This is a genomic window from Cyanobium sp. ATX 6F1 (genome assembly GCF_024346315.1).
GTDB lineage: Bacteria > Cyanobacteriota > Cyanobacteriia > PCC-6307 > Cyanobiaceae > ATX-6F1.
This window is the reverse complement of record NZ_JAGQCS010000002.1, coordinates 395,406-412,454: the sequence shown is the minus strand read 5'-3', so window position 1 is coordinate 412,454 and position 17,049 is coordinate 395,406. Positions and strand designations below refer to the sequence as shown.

Sequence of the window (17,049 nt, the reverse complement as noted above, 5' to 3'; positions counted from 1 at the left end):
GGTATAATGCCATGAAGGCAAATCGTTTCCTCAACGGCAGTGATGAATAGGTTCTTCACTTTGGTGCCGCACCACTGGCGCCAGGCGCTGAAGCGTCGCCTGTTCGCCGTGCGCGACATGACCACCCGCCTGCAGCAGCTCAGACGGGCGGGCTTCCGTTGCAGTGGTGCGATCGATGCCGTTGCCTATCGCGGCGACTGGACGCGTGAATTCTGGGATGTGTTTCCCCAGGTGCCGGTGCTGATGATTGAGCCCCAGCCAGAACCTCAATCACAGCTTCGTGATCTGGCTGCATCGGTGGCAGGGAGTGAGGTGCTCGCGGCAGCTCTGTCGGACCAGGCTGGTTCGGTCATCTTTCATCTGCAAGAGTCCAACAGCGGCATCCGACAGGGCGGATCGCCTGATGAAGGGAGCATCACGGTTCCTTGCGCCACCCTCGCGGCGATCCTGCAGGATCGGCCGGGGTTTTTGCCCAATCTGCTGAAGTTGGATCTCCAGGGCCATGAGCTGCAGGCTCTGCATGGAGCCGTAGATCACCTCTCACCCTTTGAGGTGATCATCTGTGAACTCTCAGTGATCCCCATTGGCGATGTGCCGACCTTTGCGGAGGTGAACCGTTTCTTCGAAGAAAATGGCTACCGGCTTTACGACGTGCTGCCTCAGTACGACCGGCCGCTTGATGGGGCCCTGTGGCAACTGGATGCTTTCTATGTACGGCAAGGCTCTGACCTGATTGCCTCGGCGGCTTGGGACTGATGACAACCCAATGGATCGAGAGGCCCGGTCTGCGGGCCAAGCAGTTGTTCGCGCGCTCAACGCTGTGAGCACATCCGGCCGCATCCACTCGCTGGAGGTGCTTCGTTGCGTGGCGGCCCTTGCCGTGGCCTGGTTTCACATCACCCACGGCGGCAAGCTGTTGGCCGGTGCCGCCAGCCCGCTCCTCCAGGCCGCCTCGGCCCTAGGCGCGATCGGCTTTCACGGCATCACGCTCTTCTTCGTGCTCACCGGCTTCGTGATTCCCTGGAGCATCCGCAATGCACCCCCGGTGGATGGTCTGCTGGGTTCGCTTCGCGATCTGCCTTCGTTTCTGATGCGCCGCCTGTTGCGCCTCCAGCCTCCCTACGCCGTGGCCTCTGTGCTGGCGCTGGGCCTCAACTGTCTCTCCACCCTGGCACCGGGGTATCAGGGCAGCTTCAGCGTCACCGTTCCGCAGGCGTTCACGGCCCTGCTCAGCGACAACCTCTACCTCACCGGCCTGCTGGGCGGCAGCTGGATCCTGGTGGTGGCCTGGACCCTCGCCCTGGAGGTGCAGTTCTACGCCGTGGCCGGCCTGATCGAACCCTGGGCCCGGCCCGCCCAGCGTGAGGCTCTTTCACCCTGGCTCTACGCACTGGGGGTGGCGGCCGTTTCGGCCCTGGCGGTGCTGATCCCCCAGAACACGCTGGTGTTCCGGGTGCTGCCGGTGTTCGCGCTCGGCTGGGTCACGGCCCACCAGGCCATGCGGCCCCGGCCGTTGCACTGGCTGGCGATGGCCTGGCTGCTGCTCCTTCTGGCCAGGCTGGCCGGCATCGAGCAGGCCTTGGTGGCCGCGGTGTGCGTTGCGCTGCTGCACCTGGCCCTGGCGGCTCCGGCCTTTGGCCCGGCGCCGTTGCTCTGGTTCGGGGGCATCTCCTATTCGCTCTTTCTCACTCACGTGCCCATCGGCGGGCGCGTGGTGAATCTGCTCAGCCGCTGGCCACTCTCTCCGCTGTCTCAGTTGCTGGTGTGTCTGCTGGCCCTGGTGCTGTCGGTGCTGGTGGCCTGGGGGTTCTGGGCTCTGATCGAGCGGCCAAGCCATCGCTTCAGCCGCCGGCCGCAGCTGCAGGCGTAGGGCCCATCAACAGTAAGATTCTTACACTTGATGGGCGGACATGCGCATCACCAGCAAGGGCCAGGTCACGATCCCCCAGGCCATCCTGGAGCGCTTCGGGCTGTTCCCCCACACGGCCGTTAGCTTTCGGGAAGAGAACGGTCACGTGGTGATCGAAAAGGACGACGACCAGCCCAGTCGTGGCTACGAGGGCATTCGCCGGCTGCGTGAGGCTCGCCTGCGCACCCGCCTGACCACTGAGGAATTGCTTTCCCTCACCAGGGGAGAAGCCTCCTGATGGTGTTGGTGGATTCCAGTGTGCTGCTGGATGTGTTCACCGCTGATCCCAGCTGGTGTTTCTGGAGCAATTAGATATATTAGCACCATCTGAATGCCGGCCCGGTTGTTATCAATGCGATCGTGTACGCAAAAATTTCCTTTGCGGTGCAGCGCATCGAAGAGGTTGAGCACGTTCTGCCCGCCCATCTCTACGACTACCGCCCCATTCCGAAAGAGACCTCGTTTCTGGCGGCCAGGGCCCACGCGGCCTATCTCGAACGTGGCGGCCAGCGGCGAATGATCCTTCCAGACTTCCTCATCGGTGCCCATGCCCTGGTGGAAGGGATTCCCTTCCTCACCCGTGATCAGAGCCGCTACCGCCAGGCCTTTCCTGGTCTAAAAATCATCTGCCCCGCCTAGTGCGCCTCCTGCTGCTGCTGCCCCCCCCCCCCCCCGTCGACAGCCAGCGCGTGAGCATGACACTGACCTATTTCGACGCCTGGTGTTCGGTCCACTGAGCTGCGGCCGCTTTCCGCATTGCTAGCACGAAGATCTAGAACGATAATTAACAATCACCTGCTCCGATTCAAGCTTTTGATATTGTCCATGCATTTCTCGTGGGTGTAATTTACATACGTTGCTTGCTTGTTTATGGTAAACATGCTTGTGATGGTTTCTGGTCAATCTCACTGTCTTTAAGAAGTCATTTCTTGGCTTAAGCCAAACTACTGATTTGCTATTTATGGGTCGCTTGAAAACTGGAAAGGGTCAGTTTGTGGGTTGGAAGAATCTTCCGCACTCTCTAACCTCTTTTTCTCAGGCTTTGCGACGTAAGTTTTTCGGGCGTTTTCCTCGACAGCCTTGGATACCTTTTGCCGCCTCCAAGAAATTAGACGAGATTCTGCGGAGTAATTGGAAGGTATGGGAAGTAGGCTCAGGTTTTAGTACTCTTTGGCTCTCGGATCGCGTTCAGTCCTTAGTCAGCATTGAAGCTTCGGAGGAATGGTTTAAGTTACTATGTATAATGATAGAAGGCGAGAAAATCGATAATGTAGATTTAAGGTATGAATGGCGTGGAAGCGTGATGTCGGATTTTTCCGAGCTTCCTGATGGACATTTAGATCTATTGTTTATTGATGGAGGCCCAAGATCAGAATGCTTTACAAAAGGATTTCCAAAGGTAAAGAAGGGGGGATTTATTTATTGCGATAACTGGGACAATGATGATTTTTGGGGCAAGAGCCGGGACTATATTCTGGTTGATTTGATCGAGGAGATTTCTTCTTGTCAGAACTTTGTCGATTATGTTCCTGCTCAAGTTGGTGTCTACGAAGGTCTGCTTGTGCGCAAGCGTTGAGATACTTGCCAGTATTCATGTTTGAGATTGTGCATAATTCAGCTTTTGACAATATCGAATCAATTCTTTTAGCTGATCTGGGTTTTCGTCTGCAGTGTCGGAGCACGCATAAACTGTTCGCGGTTGATTCAATCAACGACAAGTGCATGCCGTTACCATGACTGATTTTTGAGATTTTAAGTGATAGAGGCTCGGAGTATTTGACCGGAATTCAGTCTTGCTTGCTGGTGGGCCAATCTTGAGAGTTCTTCTGGTCTCCCCCCGCTTTCCCCCCACCAGCGCCGCCGACAGCCAGCGTCTGCGCATGCTGCTGCCCCACTTCGCCGCCCAGGGGGTGGAGGCGGAGGTGCTGGCGGTGGATCCCGTCTGCGTGGCCTCCCCAATGGATCCCTGGCAGGCGGACGCTCTGCCGGCCACCGTGCCGATCCACCGGGTCCGCGGCCGCAGCCTGCGCTGGAGCCGTGTGCCCGGCCTGGGCAGCGTCGAGGCCCGCTGCCTCGGGGCCCTGGCTGCGGCCGGTGATCGTCTGCTCAACGAGCGCCCCTTCGATCGGGTGCTGGTCTCCAGCACCGCCTTCGGCTGCTTCCGCCTCGGGCCCCGCTGGCGCCAGCGCTTCGGGGTGCCGTTCGTGCTGGATTACCAGGATCCCTGGGTCAACGACTACTACCGCGATCACCCCCAGATCAGCCCGCCCGGCGGCCGCCTCAAATACGCCCTCGCCGATCGCCTGAATCGCAGCCGCGAACCCCGGGTGCTGCAGACCTGCTCCGGTTTGATCGCCGTCAGTGCGGCCTACCTCGACGATCTGCATCGGCGTTATCCCTTCACCGTTGGGCGGCCCTCCCTTGAGCTGCCGTTTCCCGGTGCGCCCGAGGATTTCGAACGCCTGGAGGCGATCCCCCCCGGCGCCCTGCCCTTTGATCCCGGCGACGGGCTGATCCACTGGCTGTCGATCGGCCGGGGCGGCGCTGATCTCACCACGGCGCTCGAGGGCCTGTTCCTCGCCCTCAAGCGCCATGCTTCAGCAAGCCTGCTGAGCCGCCTGCGGCTCCATTTCCTCGGCACCTCCTACGCCGCCGCAGGGTCCGGGATCCCCAGCATTCGCCCCGTTGCCGAGCGCCTCGGGCTGGGCCACCTGGTGGAGGAGCGCACCGATCGCCTGCCCCTCTCGCTCACCCTCGCCAGCCTCAGGGCCGCCGATGCCCTGCTGGTGATCGGCTCCGATGATCCGGCCTACACCGCCTCCAAGCTCATCCCCTACCTGCTGGCCCGCCGCCCCCTGCTGGCGCTGATGCACGAGCGCAGCCCGGTGGTGCCCTTGATCAGATGCTGCGGGGGCGGCACGGTGGTGCCGTTCCCCAGCGGCGAAAGCCCAGGCACCCTTGCGGCCGCCATCGACCACGCCTGGCTGCAGCGGGATCAGTACGCCACCCCCGTGCCCCTCGATCCGCAGGCGATCAGACCCCACACCGCCGCCGCCCAGGCCGCCCAGTTGATGGACTTCCTGCGCCGCTGCCGATGACCGGCTTTCCGCCCCTCACCACCGCCACCACGGAAGACCTCTCCCGTTCCTACCGAGCGTTGCAGCAACCGCTGCTGCAGTGGTTCGGTGCCGGCAGCCTCGTGTCGGTGGCCTTTGTGGCGTCCCGCTCCTTCGATCAGGCCCTGGCCCTGGCGCTGATCCTGGCCGCCTGCTGGAGCGTGCTTGTGCTCTGGGAGCGCTCCGCTGGCCTGGAACTACCCATTCTGCCCGTCTATGTCAGCTTCCAGACCCTGCTCTTCGGCCTGCCGCTTCTCCTCAGCACGGCGGCTCTGGATGACTCCAGCGGATCCCAGATCGTGGCGGCAGGCTTTGCGGTGGCCCTCTGGCTCCTGAGCCTCCTCGTGGGCTGGTGGCTGGTGCAGCCCAGCTGGTTCCAGTTGCGCCCGGCTCCGCCCCTGCCCCTCAATGCCCGCCGCCTGGCCCTGCTGCCCCACGGCCTGCTGGCGGCCGGCCTGCTGATCGATCTGCTGCTCAGCTCAGGGATCTACTGGCAGCTGGCGGGTGGCTTGGGAAGCACCCTGCTCTCACCCGTGCGCACCCTGGCGGCAGCCATGGAGCTGATCGGCGGTTTCCTCGGTGCCCTCGAGTTCGGCGCCGGCCGCCTCCAGAACGCTGCCGTCTGGTGGGCCCTGTGGGCGGCGATCGTGGGTCAGAGCCTCTTCTCGCTCCTGCTATCCAGCAGCCAGGCGATGCTGTTGAGCACGATCTTCGGGTTGTGGCTGGCCTCCGCCCGCCGGGCCCTGCCGATCACAGTGGCCCTGCTGCTGCTGCTGGCCTTCCTCAACCAGGGCAAGTTCGTGCTCCGTGAGCGTTACTGGGGCGGCGGACTGCCCCTGCCCTCCAACCCGATCGAACTGATCAGTGAATGGATCGCCGCCAGCACCGCCTCAGAGGCCGCCGGCACCGGCCAGCAGGCCACCGAGCGCCTCAACACGCTGCAGAACGTGATCTTCATCCAGGGGCAGCTGGCCGCCGGGGTTCCCCCGATGGAGGGTGAAAGCTATGGGCTGATCCCCCAGGTGCTGGTGCCCCGGGTGCTGGCCACTGAGAAGGTCCGCAGCCAGGAGGGCCAGGTGCGGCTCAACCTCCACTTCGGCCGCCAGGCCACCCGCGAGCAGACCGAAACCACCTACATCGCCTGGGGGTTTCTGGCGGAAGCGCTCGGCAATTTCGGCGACTTCTTCGGCCCCCTACTGGTGGGCATCAGCTGCGGCGCCCTGCTGCGCCTGAGCGCCAATCTGGGCCGCCAGCAGCTGCTGCTCACCTCTCCGGGCGTGATCAGCCTCACCCTGCTGCTGCTCTGGGTGGTCTCCTACGAATTCGTGGCCAGCACCTTCGCCGCCGCCGCCTTCCAGTGGGTGGTGATGTATTCGGCCGTGATCTGGCTGGTGCGCAAGTTCCTGCCGGCGTGAGCACCCGTCTTGCGATCGTCGTCAGCCATCCGATCCAGTACTACGCCCCCTGGTTTGCCGCGCTGGCGGCTGAGCCTGATCTGGTGATCGAGGTGTTCCACCTCTGGGATTTCGGTGTCACCCAGCAACTGGACCGGGGCTTCGGCCAGAGTCTCCAGTGGGATCTGCCCCTACTGGAGGGCTACACGAGCCGTTTCGTCGCCAACGTCTCCCTCGACCCCGGCACCCACCACTTCGGCGGGCTCCACAACCCCTCCCTGGTGCTGGAGCTGCTGGCCTGGCGGCCCCAGGCCGTGCTGCTCTTCGGCTACGGCTGGCGCACCCACGTGAGCCTGCTGCTCGATCCGCGCCTGAGGACGATTCCGATCCTGTTTCGTGGTGATTCCCATGATCTGGTGGCGCCAAGGGGCTGGCGGCAAAGCCTGGCCCGCCTGTTGCGGCGCCTGCTGTTCCGCCGGCTGGCCGTTGCCCTGGCTGTGGGTTCGGCCAACGTCGCCTGGCTGCGGGCCTCCGGAGTGTCGGCGCAGCGGATCGTGATCGCCCCCCACGCCGTCGACAACGCCCGTTTCCAGGCCGCCGCGCCCCAGGCCGAGCGTGAGGCCCGTGCCTGGCGCGCCGAGCTCGGCATCGCCCCGGGGGCGCCGGTGGTGCTGATCGCCGGGAAGTTCGAACCCAAGAAGCAACCCCTGCAACTCCTGGCGGCCTTTGCCGCCCTGAACCACCCCACCGCCGTGCTGCTGCTGGTGGGCGCCGGGGTGCTGGAGCGCCAGCTGCGGGAGGCCGCCGCCGCCCTGGCACCCGGCCGGGTGGTGATCGCCGGCTTCCAGAACCAGTCGGCGATGCCGCGCACCTATGCCACGGGCGATCTGTTCGTGCTTCCCTCCCTGGGGCCTGGCGAAACCTGGGGGTTGGCGATCAACGAGGCGATGAACCTGGCGCGGCCCGTGCTGGTGAGCAGCCATGTGGGCGGCGGCCCCGATTTGGTGATCCCCGGGGTCACAGGCTGGGTGTTTCCCGCCGGCGATTCCATCGCCCTGCGCGCCGCCCTGGCCGAGGCCCTGGCCGACCCTGCGCGCCTGCGGCGGATGGGCCAGGCGGCCCGCGCCCACATCGAGGGCTTCAGCTACGCGGCCGCCACCGCCGGCCTGCGCCGGGCCCTGGCGATCGCGGGGGTGGCCTGATGGCCCGCCGCTCACCGGCTCCGGTGGTGGACCTGATCGTGCCTGAGCTCTACGCCAGCGACGGCGGCGTGCAGATCTACAGCCGCACCATGATCCGCGGCCTGCTGCAGGTGCTGCCCCCGGCCGTTCGCCTGCGGGTGTTTGTGCGCAACGACCGCCCCCGCCACCGCCCCGCGCAGCTGGATCCCCGCATCGAGCTGCACCTGCTGGGTTCGCCCGTCAGGGGCTGGGCCTTTCTGCGCTTCATCGGCGCCCTTCTGGCGTCGCTCCGGCGCCAGCGACCCGCCCTGCTGATCGCCACCCATCCCAACTTCGCCCCGATCCAACTGCTGCTGGGGCGGCTGGCGGGCTGCCCCACCTGGGCCTCGGCCCATGGCATCGACGTCTGGAACCTGCGGCCGGGGCCGCGCCGCTGGGCCCTGCGCCGACTGTCGCGGCTGCTGCCGGTGAGCCGCTACACCGAGCACCAGCTACGCCGCCAGCTGGGCTCCAGGCGAGTCGGCCCCTGCCCGGAGCTGGTGGTGCTGCCCAACACCTACAGCGATTGGACCTTCTGCCCGGGCCCTCGGCCCCCCCATCTGCTCGAACGCTATGGCTTGGAGCCCGATCAGCCGCTGATCTTCTGCCTCACGCGGCTCTCCAGCCTCGATCGCTATAAGCACGTTGACGGCCTGATCGCGGCCATGCCCGAGCTGTTGCTCAGCCGCCCCGCCCTGCGCCTGCTGATCGGCGGAGAGGGCGATGACGTCCTCCGCCTGCGGGCCCTGTTGCGCTCCCTGAATCTCAGCGATTCCGTGCAGTTGCCCGGCCGGATCGCCGCCGCTGAACTGGCCGACCACTACCGCCTTGCCAGCCTGTTTGCGCTGCCCAGTGAAAAAGAAGGCTTCGGCATCGTGTTTCTCGAGGCTGCCGGCTGCGGCACGCCCGTGTTGGCCGGTAACCGCGATGGCTCGGTGGATCCGCTCGCCGATGGCGCCTTCGGCTGCCTGGTGGACCCGCGCCTGCCCCTGGCCCCGCCCATCCAGGCCCTGCTCGAGGGCTACGGCGAGCCCCTCTGGCATCAGCGTGAGGCCCTGGCGGCGGCGGTGGCGGAGCGCTTTGGCTTTGAGGCGTTCTGTGGGCGGCTGCGGACGTTGCTGGCTGATGTGCCGGCGCTTGTGCGGGAGACCTGAGCGATGTGCGGCATCGCTGGCCTGTTGTCTCCCTCCGCCGAGCCATCGGCTCCCGATCTGGTGGCGGCCCTCGACCAGGCCCTCGCCCACCGCGGCCCCGATGACGCCGGTGTCTGGAGTGAGCGGGGCATCACCCTGGTTCACCGGCGCCTGGCGATCCAGGACCTCTCCCCCGCCGGCCACCAGCCGATGCCCTCGGCCTGCGGGCGCTACGTGGTGGTGTTCAACGGCGAGATCTACAACCAGCGCGAGCTGCGCTGTCAGCTGGAGCGCCTGGGCCACCGCTTCCATTCGAGCAGCGACACCGAAGTGCTGCTGGAGCTCTATGCGCGCTATGGCCTCGGCGCCCTGCAGCGGCTACGGGGCATGTACGCCTTCTGCCTCTGGGATCGCCAGGAACGCCGCGCCCTGCTGGCCCGCGATCCCTACGGCATCAAGCCCCTCTACCTGCACCACGGCAGCCATGGCGAACTGCTGTTCGCCTCCGAGCTGCGCGCCCTGCTGGCCACCGGGCGGGTGCCGCGGCGGCTGGATCGGCAGGGGCTGGCCGATTTCCTGAGCCAGGGCAGCCTCCCCCACCACCGCACCCTGGTGGAGGGGATCACCCCGCTGCCCCCCGGCCACCTGGGCCTCTGGCAGGAGGGCCGCTGGCAGATCCAGCGCCACTGGCAGCCCAGCTACGCCCCCGATGGGGTGCTGGAGGGCCCCGATCTGGTGGCCCACACCCGCACGGCCCTGGGCGCCTCGGTGCGGGCCCACCTGCTCAGCGATGTGCCCGTGGGCCTGTTCCTCTCCGGTGGTCTTGATTCCGCCGCCGTGCTCGCGTTGGCGGAGCAGCCGCTCACCACCATCTCGATCGGCTTCGCCGAGGCCGGCTTCGATGAATCCGGGCGTGCCGCCGCCCTCGCCCGTCAGTTCGGCGCCACCCACCACAACGTGCAGCTCCGCGCCGCCGATGCGGCCGCCCACATCCCCGGCTTCCTGGGGGCGATCGATCAGCCCAGCGTCGATGGCTTCAACACCTACGGCGTCTCCAAGCTGGCGGCGGGGCTGGGGCTCAAGGTGGTGCTCAGCGGCCTGGGCGGCGATGAATTGTTTGGTGGCTACCCCAGCTTCCAGCGCCTGCCCCGGGCCTGGCGGCTGCACCGCGGCCTGCAGGCCCTGGCTCCGTTGGCCGCCGCCGCCCTCGGCCGCAGCCACCGCGCCGGTGCCCAGCGGATCGCCGACGGCCTGCGCCGGCCGGCCTCGATCGAGAGCAGCTACCGCTCCCTGCGCGGCATCTTCTCCCCCAGCGAGGTGGCCCGCCTGCTGCGCCACTGGGGCCTGGAGCCCCCGGAGCCGCAAGGCCCTGAGGCCTCACCCGTGGAGGATTCCTCCCGCTTCCCCAGCGCCGCGGATCAGATCGCCTGGCTGGAGAGCAGCCTCTACATGGGCCAGCAACTGCTGATCGACAGCGATGGGATGGCGATGGCCCACGCGCTGGAGTTGCGCCTGCCGCTGGTGGATGCGGAGCTGCTGCGGGCCGTGGCCGGTCAGCCGGCCGCCCAGCGCCTGGCGGCGCGTAAGCGCCTGTTGCGCCAGGCGGTGCCCGAGGCCGAAGCGCTGGTGGGCCGGGCCCCCAAGCAGGGCTTCTCCTTCCCCTTCCAGCGCTGGTTCGACGCCAACGACTTCCAACCCCGCGCCTGGGGGCTGCCGCCGCTGCCCCCCACCCCCGCCGACCTCGACCTGCGCCCCTGGGCCCGCCGCTGGGGGCTGCTGGTGCTCAGCGATTGGCTGGAGCGGCACCTGGGGGTGGAGCTGACGTGATGTTCCAAAGGGGCCTGCCCTACATCTGGCGCCATCCGCTCAGCCGTCGCGACCGGCTTCAGGCGACCGGCCGCTATCTGCGCTGGCAGCCCGGCGCCCGGCTCTTGCCCTGGCCCGTGGCCGTGCCCTGGGTCAATGGCACCAGCCTCGTGATCACCCGCGGCATGACCGGCGCCACCGGCAACTTCTACTGCGGTCTGCATGAATGGCCCGACATGGCCTTTGTGCTGCATCTCCTCCGGCCTGCGGACAGCTTCGCCGACCTGGGAGCCAACGTGGGCAGCTACACCGTGCTGGCTTCGGGGGCCGTGGGCTGCTGTTCGCTGAGCTTCGAGCCGGCCCCCGCCACCTTCTCCTGGCTGCAGCGCAATCTCGCCTTCAATGGCCTGCTCGATCAGGTCAGCGCCTATCAGGCCGCCCTCGGCAGTGAGCCAGGCCACCTGCGCTTCAGCCTCGATCGCGGTCCAATGAATCAGGTGGTGGGAGACGACTACGCCGGGCACGCCGCCGGCGTCGAGGTGCTGCCGATCGATGCCATTGCGGGGTTGCGCCAGGCCGCGCTCTGGAAGCTCGATGTGGAAGGCCACGAACGGGAGGTGCTGCGCGGAGCCCGGCAGACCCTGGCTGAGGCGCCGCCGATGGCGCTGTTGATCGAAGACCGCAGCCCGGATGTGCAGAGCGTGCTGTTGGGCCATGGCTACCAGGCCTGCGGCTACGACCCCTGGACCCGGACGATCACGGTTGATCCCCATGCCCGCACCGGCAACCAGATCTGGATCCGAGATCTCACCTGGGCCCGCGGCCGGGTGGCCTCAGCGCCCTGCTTCGATGTGCTGGGCCTTTCGATCTGAGGCCGGCATGAACATCCTCCACCTCATCCCCTCGATTAGCCCTCTGCGCGGCGGCCCCAGCCAGGCGGTGCTGGCGATGACCGCCGAGCTGCGCCGTGAGGGGGTGGAATTTGTTCAAGTTAAACTCTTGAATTCATGACCAATAAACAACGAATTTGCTTCAAATGAATTCCCTTAGAAAGTCAGGGCGCATTAAGAGCTTGGATGGTATTAGAGGAGTCGCTATTATTTTGGTATTGATCTCTCACTTCCCTTATGCCAACAATTTTCCTGTGCAAATTGCCAATGCTTATCATTGGGTATTTTCTTTTGGCGATCTTGGAGTAAGAATTTTCCTTGTCTTGTCTGGATTTTTAATTTCAGGTATTTTGTTGGATGAGCTCCAATGCAAGGGGTCTGTGGATCTCCGCAAGTTTTACCTGCGACGTGCGTATCGGTTGCTGCCGGTCTGTGTCGTCTACATTGCCACTCTTATGCTTCTTGATCTCGTTTTGATTTATTCGGACAGTCTTTCTTCGTATGCAGGTGCTTTGAGTCAAACAAGGAATTATCTTGGTGTTGGCAACTCGGCGACAGTTCATTTCTGGAGTCTTTCTGTTGAGTGGCAGTTTTATGCGTTGTGGCCCATGATGTTTATTCTCTTTGGCTTTGGTTCACCAAGGAAAGCCATCGTAGGCATATTTTTAATCGTTTCCGTTGTGGTATTGGTTCGACTGGCCGCTCCAGATCCTGGGGCCGGCGGTTCAGTTATCGCAAGATTGCTGGGGCCCCGCGGTTTGATGCGTTATGCAGATTCTCTTGTAATTGGCGTCGCAGGCGCCTATCTTTGGAGAAGATTAAATAATTCGTCGATTGCTAAATTCTTTTCCGCGGGGGAGGCTCAAGTTGCAGGAATCCTTCTCGTTCCTGTCATGTTCTTCCTGGACTGTTATCATGCGGGGCCACTATTGCTCGATGCACTGAGGCAGCCCCTGATCGGTTTGATCATGTTATTTGAAATATTTTTGGCCTGCTCGGAAACAGGCGGGATTTTGGTAAGGGCGTTATCCGCTAAATGGTTGATCAGTATCGGTGTCATTAGCTATTCTCTTTATGTTTGGCACGTACTTTTTCTCTCGCACTTCTTCTTCGGCCATTCTCAGGATTACTCCATTCCATTCCTGTGGGATTGGAGGATTTGGCTTGTGCCTTCCTTTGTAGTAGCAGTCGCATCTTATTCCTTGCTTGAGAAACCGTTTTTCTCCGTACGCGCCTCGTTGAGAAGGGAGTGATTCAAGCTTTTGGGATTCGATCGTTTCGGCTTGGTACATGTTGCTGAGAATCCTCCACCTCATCCCCTCGATCAGTCCCTTGCGCGGTGGCCCCAGCCAGGCGGTGCTGGCGATGGCCGCCGAGCTGCGCCGCCAGGGGGTGGACGCCCGCATCCTCACCACCAACGACGACGGGCCGGGGCTGCTGGCGGATCTGCCCCTGGGCGAGTGGCACGAACGCCAGGGCGTACCCGTGCTGGCCTTTCCCCGCTGGAGTCCGCCCCTGGGGCCCCTGCGGGAATTCGCCGTGGCCCCTGGGCTCACGCGCTGGCTGCGGGCCCACCTGCGTGAGTTCGATCTGCTGCACGTGCATGCGCTGTTCTCCTATCCCTCCACCAGCGGCATGGCCGTCGCCCGGGCCCTGAAGGTGCCCTACCTGCTGCGCAGCATCGGCCAGCTCAACCGCTGGAGCCTGAAGCAGAGCCCTGGCCGCAAGCGGCTGCTGCTCAGGCTGATCGAGCGCCGCAACCTGGAGGGGGCGGCGGCCTTGCACTTCACCAGTGACGCCGAGCAGCAGGAAGCGGCGGATCTGGGCCTGGCCACCCCGTCCTTCGTGTTGCCCCTGGGGGTGGAGCTGCCGGAGTTGCCGGAGTTGCTGCTGGCGCGGGAGCGTGGGGCGTCTGATCGGATTGTCTTTTTGTTCCTTTCTCGCCTCCATCCCAAGAAGCAACTGCCGCTGCTGCTGGAGGCCCTCGCCGCCCTGCAACTCCAGCGCCCCGAGGCCCCCTGGACGCTGCAGATCGCCGGGGAGGGGGAGCCCGCCTATCTGGCCGAGCTCAGGGCCCTCGCTCAGCGGCTGGGCCTTGCCGAACGCTGCCAGTGGCTGGGTTTTGTGGCTGGTGCCCGCAAACTGGAGCTGCTGCAGCGCGCCGACTGGTTCGTGCTGCCCTCGGCTTCAGAAAACTTCGGCATCGCCGCCGCCGAAGCCCTCGCCGCTGGCACCCCCGTGATTCTCTGTCCAGGCGTAGCCATCGCCGCTGCGGTGGAACGGGCTGGGGCGGGTGTGGTGGTGGAGGCCGACTTGGAGGCCCTGGCCGGGGCGTTAAAGCGCGCCCTGGAACAACCACCTGCCGCGATGACGGAGGCGGCGCGCCTTCTGGCCACGAACATTTACTGCTGGGGATCGATTGTTGCTCAGCTGGAGCAGTACTACCAGGAGATCCTCAAGGACTTCTCTGGCGCTGGTGGGCGTCGACCATCGGCCCGATCCCCTCTAAGGACTGAAATCTAAAGGCCTGTGTTTATCTCATCGATCCATTCGTGGTTACCCGACAGCCTGATCAATCCATGGTGAGCCATGCAGGCCCCCAGCTGTCCCAGCGAGAACTCCTGCGTTCATGAACACAACCTTGGTCTCATTGATTGGCCTTTGGCCCCTGCAGCACTCCTGGGTACCCGATTGCGTGCGGTCCTGGGGGCTGATGGAAGGATGCTCGGACGAGATTCTTCTGCTTTCCGATGGGGGCGGCGAACTCACGCCAGAGGCGCTGTCTGTGCTGCCCAGACACCTCCGCTTTCGCATCGAACTGGATCAGGAGCAACGCGTTGCGGTGGCGTTGGAACCCTTTCCTTTACTGCGTCAGATCCGTGCGGAGGATCTCACTTGGCGCAAGATTCTCGATGTCGCGGTGATCGGAGCAGATCTGGAACGGGTGCTGCTGATCGATACCGATGTTCTGATCCGTTGCCCTGTGCGGCTCCCCGAGGGAACATGCCTCCATTACCTGCGAGAGGACGTGCCGGCCTACCGGGCTCATTGGACAATGCCGTTGCGGGAAGCGATGGTGCTGTCGTTTAATGCAGGTTTTGTGCTGCTGCAGCCCGCCGCGATTGATCTCCATTTCCTCGAGCGCACGGTCAGGCGCTACTTCGCGGGTTTACGCAACAAATGGTGGTCCGAGCAATCAGCTTGGTCGCTGCTGGCGGGGCGTGACGTGGAGCCGAGGTTCTTCGATGGTCAGTCGGCCTGCGTTCTCTCAGGGTTCGCCACCCGTTCCGCTGCGGACGTGCGAGCCAATCGGGTTAAGTTCATCTCCTCCAAGCAACGGCTTACGGCTCAGCAACTGATTGCCCAGGCTGGCTCATCACCGGTGTTGCATCTCTCTGGTCTCTCTAAGCAGCATTTCGATGTAATCTATGTCGACAGAAATCGCCCTTTCTCTGCGGACAGCGAACCTATTCTGTTGTGTGCCCATCCGGATCCGCCCATTAATTTAGTGGCTAAGTTGCTGTTGGCCCTGAGATTACTTCTGCTTAATGTATTTCGGCGTGGTTGACTGCAGCTCGGTTCTGGATGGGATCACGCCACTGCTGCTCACTTACAATGAGGAGCCCAACATCGCCCGTACCCTCGAGGGCCTGACCTGGGCGCAGCGGATCGTGGTCATCGACAGCGGCAGCACCGATCGCACCCTGGAGATCCTGGCGCTCCATTCTCGGGTGGAAGTCGTCCACCGCGCCTTCGATTCGTTTGCTGAGCAGTGCAACTTCGGCCTCACACAGATCAATACCTCATGGGTGCTCAGCCTTGATGCCGATTACCGGATTTCCCTAGGGCTCGTTGCTGAAATCCGAGCAGCCTTGGCTGAAGTCTCTGATGCCATCAAAGGTTTCCGCATTCCCTTTCGCTATTGCGTCGATGGAAAGCCTTTGCGGGGATCCATTCTCCCCCCTCGACTGGCCTTGTACCGGCTGGGTTCCGGCCGCTACGTCAACGACGGCCATGCCCATCGCTATGAGCTCCAGGGTGCATCAGCTTTGCTGAATCAGCCGATCCTCCACGACGACCGCAAACCTCTTGCCCGTTGGCTGCGTTCCCAGGAGGGTTATCTCCAACAGGAAGCCAGCAAGTTGCTCACCACTCCCCATGGTCAGCTCTCCGCCGCCGATCGCCTGCGCAAGACCCATGTGCTCGCCCCGTTTGCGGTGCTGCTGGTGTGTCTGGTGCTCAAGGGCGGCCTGCTCGATGGCTGGCGCGGCTGGTTCTATGCCTTCCAGCGGATGTATGCCGAAATCCTGCTAAGCCTGATGCTCTGGGAGGCCCGGATGTGACGGCACCCGCGATCGGCGACTACGGCTGGAGCCAGCGGATTCCCTCTGAGGAGGCCTTCCTGCTGGCGCCCCTGGCACAGCTGCTACCGGCCGCCCAGGGGCCGCAGGGTCCGTTGCGGGTGCTTGATCTGGGCTGCGGCAACGGCTGGTTGAGCGGCTGGCTGGCCGGGCGCGGCTTCCAGGTGGTGGGGGTGGACCCGAGCGCCTCCGGGATCGCCGAGGCCCGGCGCGCCCATCCCCAGCTGCGCTTTGAGCCCCTCATCGCCACGCCGCAGCTCCTGGAAACGTTGGGCGAAGCGCCGTTTGATCTGGTGGTGAGCCTGGAGGTGGTGGAGCACTGCTACGCCCCCCGCGACTGGGCGGCGGCGGCCTTCAGCGCCTTGCGCCCCGGCGGCCAACTCATCGTTTCTACGCCGTACCACGGCTACCTCAAGAACCTTGCGCTCGCCGCCACAGGCCAGCTCGACGCCCACTTCACGGCCCTCTGGGATGGGGGCCACGTCAAGTTCTGGAGCCGCCGCAGCCTCGGCCAGCTGCTGGTGGAGGCGGGCTTCGAGCTGGAGGCGTTCCGTGGTGCCGGCCGGCTGCCGCTCCTCTGGAAGTCGATGCTCCTGCGGGCCCGCACCAACGAACCAGCCGCCCTGCGCACCGCCTCCAAACAGCTGGCGGGCAACGGAAATGGCCCCTCCTCGTAGCGGGCCTCCACCGCAAACACCTGGAGAGCGAGCAAGTCAGCCGGTGGCATAGAGCACTTTCCCTTCCCGTGCCACGTCGCCCATCACGTGCCAACGGGAGCCGGCCATGCGCGCAGCGTCCTGCCAGCCGGTCACCAGCAGATCAACGCCCACCGGCACCGAGCCCAGCAGCGACCGGTAGCGGCGCCAGCCCGCCAGCTTCTGCTGGGGCGTGAGCTGGGCGCTGCGGGTGATCACCACCAGATCCAGATCCGAGTCGCTGCGGGCCTCACCGCGGGCTCTGGAGCCGAACCCCACCACGGCCTTCACCTCCGGCTCGGCGATCAGCGCCAACAACCCGGAGCGCAGTCGATCGCCATCCAGCCCAGGGCCCAGCTCCAGCCCCGCAGGCAGGTCGGTGGGATGCTCCCAGGGAAGGGCCGGAGGCGTTGGGATCACAGCCATGGCCTCAGGTTAGATCCGCTTCACTGGGCGTTTCAAGCACCCCCGCTCAGACTTGCAGTACGTCTGTACTATTATGTGGTGAGCTTCGGTGCTGGCTAC

18 protein-coding genes are annotated in these 17,049 nt (G+C 64.4%); 17 read left to right on the top strand and 1 reads right to left on the bottom strand.

Annotation, left to right across the window (positions count from 1 at the left end; genetic code table 11):
• The first annotated feature begins 42 nt into the window (after positions 1-42).
• The 17 genes from KBZ13_RS04990 to KBZ13_RS04910 all read left to right on the top strand — a co-directional run bounded on the left by KBZ13_RS04990 (position 43) and on the right by KBZ13_RS04910 (position 16,506).
• Entirely contained in the window at positions 43-756 is a 714-nt protein-coding gene (locus KBZ13_RS04990) for an FkbM family methyltransferase (RefSeq protein ID WP_255007056.1), read from the top strand.
• Between the two features lie 64 nt (positions 757-820).
• A complete protein-coding gene (locus tag KBZ13_RS04985) occupies positions 821-1,870 on the top strand; it encodes an acyltransferase family protein (protein ID WP_255007055.1) in 1,050 nt (349 codons plus the stop codon).
• 40 nt (positions 1,871-1,910) lie between these two features.
• Positions 1,911-2,147, top strand: a complete 237-nt coding sequence (locus KBZ13_RS04980; protein ID WP_255007045.1) for an AbrB/MazE/SpoVT family DNA-binding domain-containing protein — start codon at positions 1,911-1,913, stop codon at positions 2,145-2,147.
• Positions 2,148-2,269: 122 nt separating this feature from the next.
• Entirely contained in the window at positions 2,270-2,548 is a 279-nt protein-coding gene (locus KBZ13_RS04975; RefSeq protein ID WP_255007044.1) for a type II toxin-antitoxin system VapC family toxin, read from the top strand.
• 322 nt (positions 2,549-2,870) lie between these two features.
• A complete protein-coding gene (locus KBZ13_RS04970; protein WP_255007042.1) occupies positions 2,871-3,485 on the top strand; it encodes a class I SAM-dependent methyltransferase in 615 nt (204 codons plus the stop codon).
• 238 nt (positions 3,486-3,723) lie between these two features.
• Positions 3,724-5,007, top strand: coding sequence for a glycosyltransferase (locus tag KBZ13_RS04965; protein ID WP_255007040.1), 1,284 nt, complete (start codon positions 3,724-3,726; stop codon positions 5,005-5,007).
• Positions 5,004-6,440 (top strand): hypothetical protein, encoded by a 1,437-nt coding sequence (locus KBZ13_RS04960; RefSeq protein ID WP_255007039.1) that lies wholly within the window; start codon positions 5,004-5,006, stop codon positions 6,438-6,440. Before KBZ13_RS04965 ends, KBZ13_RS04960 begins: the two co-directional genes overlap by 4 nt.
• Positions 6,437-7,621 (top strand): glycosyltransferase family 4 protein, encoded by a 1,185-nt coding sequence (locus tag KBZ13_RS15710; RefSeq protein ID WP_255007037.1) that lies wholly within the window; start codon positions 6,437-6,439, stop codon positions 7,619-7,621. Before KBZ13_RS04960 ends, KBZ13_RS15710 begins: the two co-directional genes overlap by 4 nt.
• On the top strand, positions 7,621-8,793 hold the full coding sequence (locus tag KBZ13_RS04950) for a glycosyltransferase (RefSeq protein WP_255007036.1): 1,173 nt from the start codon (positions 7,621-7,623) through the stop codon (positions 8,791-8,793). Before KBZ13_RS15710 ends, KBZ13_RS04950 begins: the two co-directional genes overlap by 1 nt.
• Before the next feature lie 3 nt (positions 8,794-8,796).
• Positions 8,797-10,599 carry an asparagine synthase (glutamine-hydrolyzing) gene (gene asnB, locus KBZ13_RS04945; RefSeq protein WP_255007035.1) on the top strand — a complete coding sequence of 601 codons (1,803 nt, stop codon included), beginning with the start codon at positions 8,797-8,799 and terminating at the stop codon, positions 10,597-10,599.
• Positions 10,599-11,450, top strand: coding sequence for an FkbM family methyltransferase (locus KBZ13_RS04940; RefSeq protein ID WP_255007033.1), 852 nt, complete (start codon positions 10,599-10,601; stop codon positions 11,448-11,450). Before asnB ends, KBZ13_RS04940 begins: the two co-directional genes overlap by 1 nt.
• Before the next feature lie 7 nt (positions 11,451-11,457).
• The gene (locus tag KBZ13_RS04935) at positions 11,458-11,589 is read left to right on the top strand and encodes a hypothetical protein (protein ID WP_255007027.1); all 132 of its coding nucleotides are present in this window, start codon (positions 11,458-11,460) and stop codon (positions 11,587-11,589) included.
• Between the two features lie 25 nt (positions 11,590-11,614).
• Positions 11,615-12,721 carry an acyltransferase family protein gene (locus KBZ13_RS04930; RefSeq protein WP_255007026.1) on the top strand — a complete coding sequence of 369 codons (1,107 nt, stop codon included), beginning with the start codon at positions 11,615-11,617 and terminating at the stop codon, positions 12,719-12,721.
• A 37-nt stretch (positions 12,722-12,758) separates the two neighbouring features.
• Complete coding sequence (locus tag KBZ13_RS04925; protein ID WP_255007024.1) at positions 12,759-13,991, top strand: glycosyltransferase; 1,233 nt, start codon at positions 12,759-12,761, stop codon at positions 13,989-13,991.
• Positions 13,992-14,097: 106 nt separating this feature from the next.
• On the top strand, positions 14,098-15,036 hold the full coding sequence (locus KBZ13_RS04920; protein WP_255007019.1) for a hypothetical protein: 939 nt from the start codon (positions 14,098-14,100) through the stop codon (positions 15,034-15,036).
• Positions 15,029-15,811 carry a glycosyltransferase family 2 protein gene (locus KBZ13_RS04915; RefSeq protein WP_255007017.1) on the top strand — a complete coding sequence of 261 codons (783 nt, stop codon included), beginning with the start codon at positions 15,029-15,031 and terminating at the stop codon, positions 15,809-15,811. Before KBZ13_RS04920 ends, KBZ13_RS04915 begins: the two co-directional genes overlap by 8 nt.
• Entirely contained in the window at positions 15,808-16,506 is a 699-nt protein-coding gene (locus KBZ13_RS04910; protein ID WP_255007016.1) for a class I SAM-dependent methyltransferase, read from the top strand. Before KBZ13_RS04915 ends, KBZ13_RS04910 begins: the two co-directional genes overlap by 4 nt.
• Before the next feature lie 36 nt (positions 16,507-16,542).
• Here the strand turns inward: KBZ13_RS04910 and KBZ13_RS04905 are convergent, their stop codons facing one another.
• A complete protein-coding gene (locus tag KBZ13_RS04905) occupies positions 16,543-16,950 on the bottom strand; it encodes a nucleotidyltransferase family protein (protein WP_255007014.1) in 408 nt (135 codons plus the stop codon).
• Positions 16,951-17,049 lie beyond the last annotated feature (99 nt).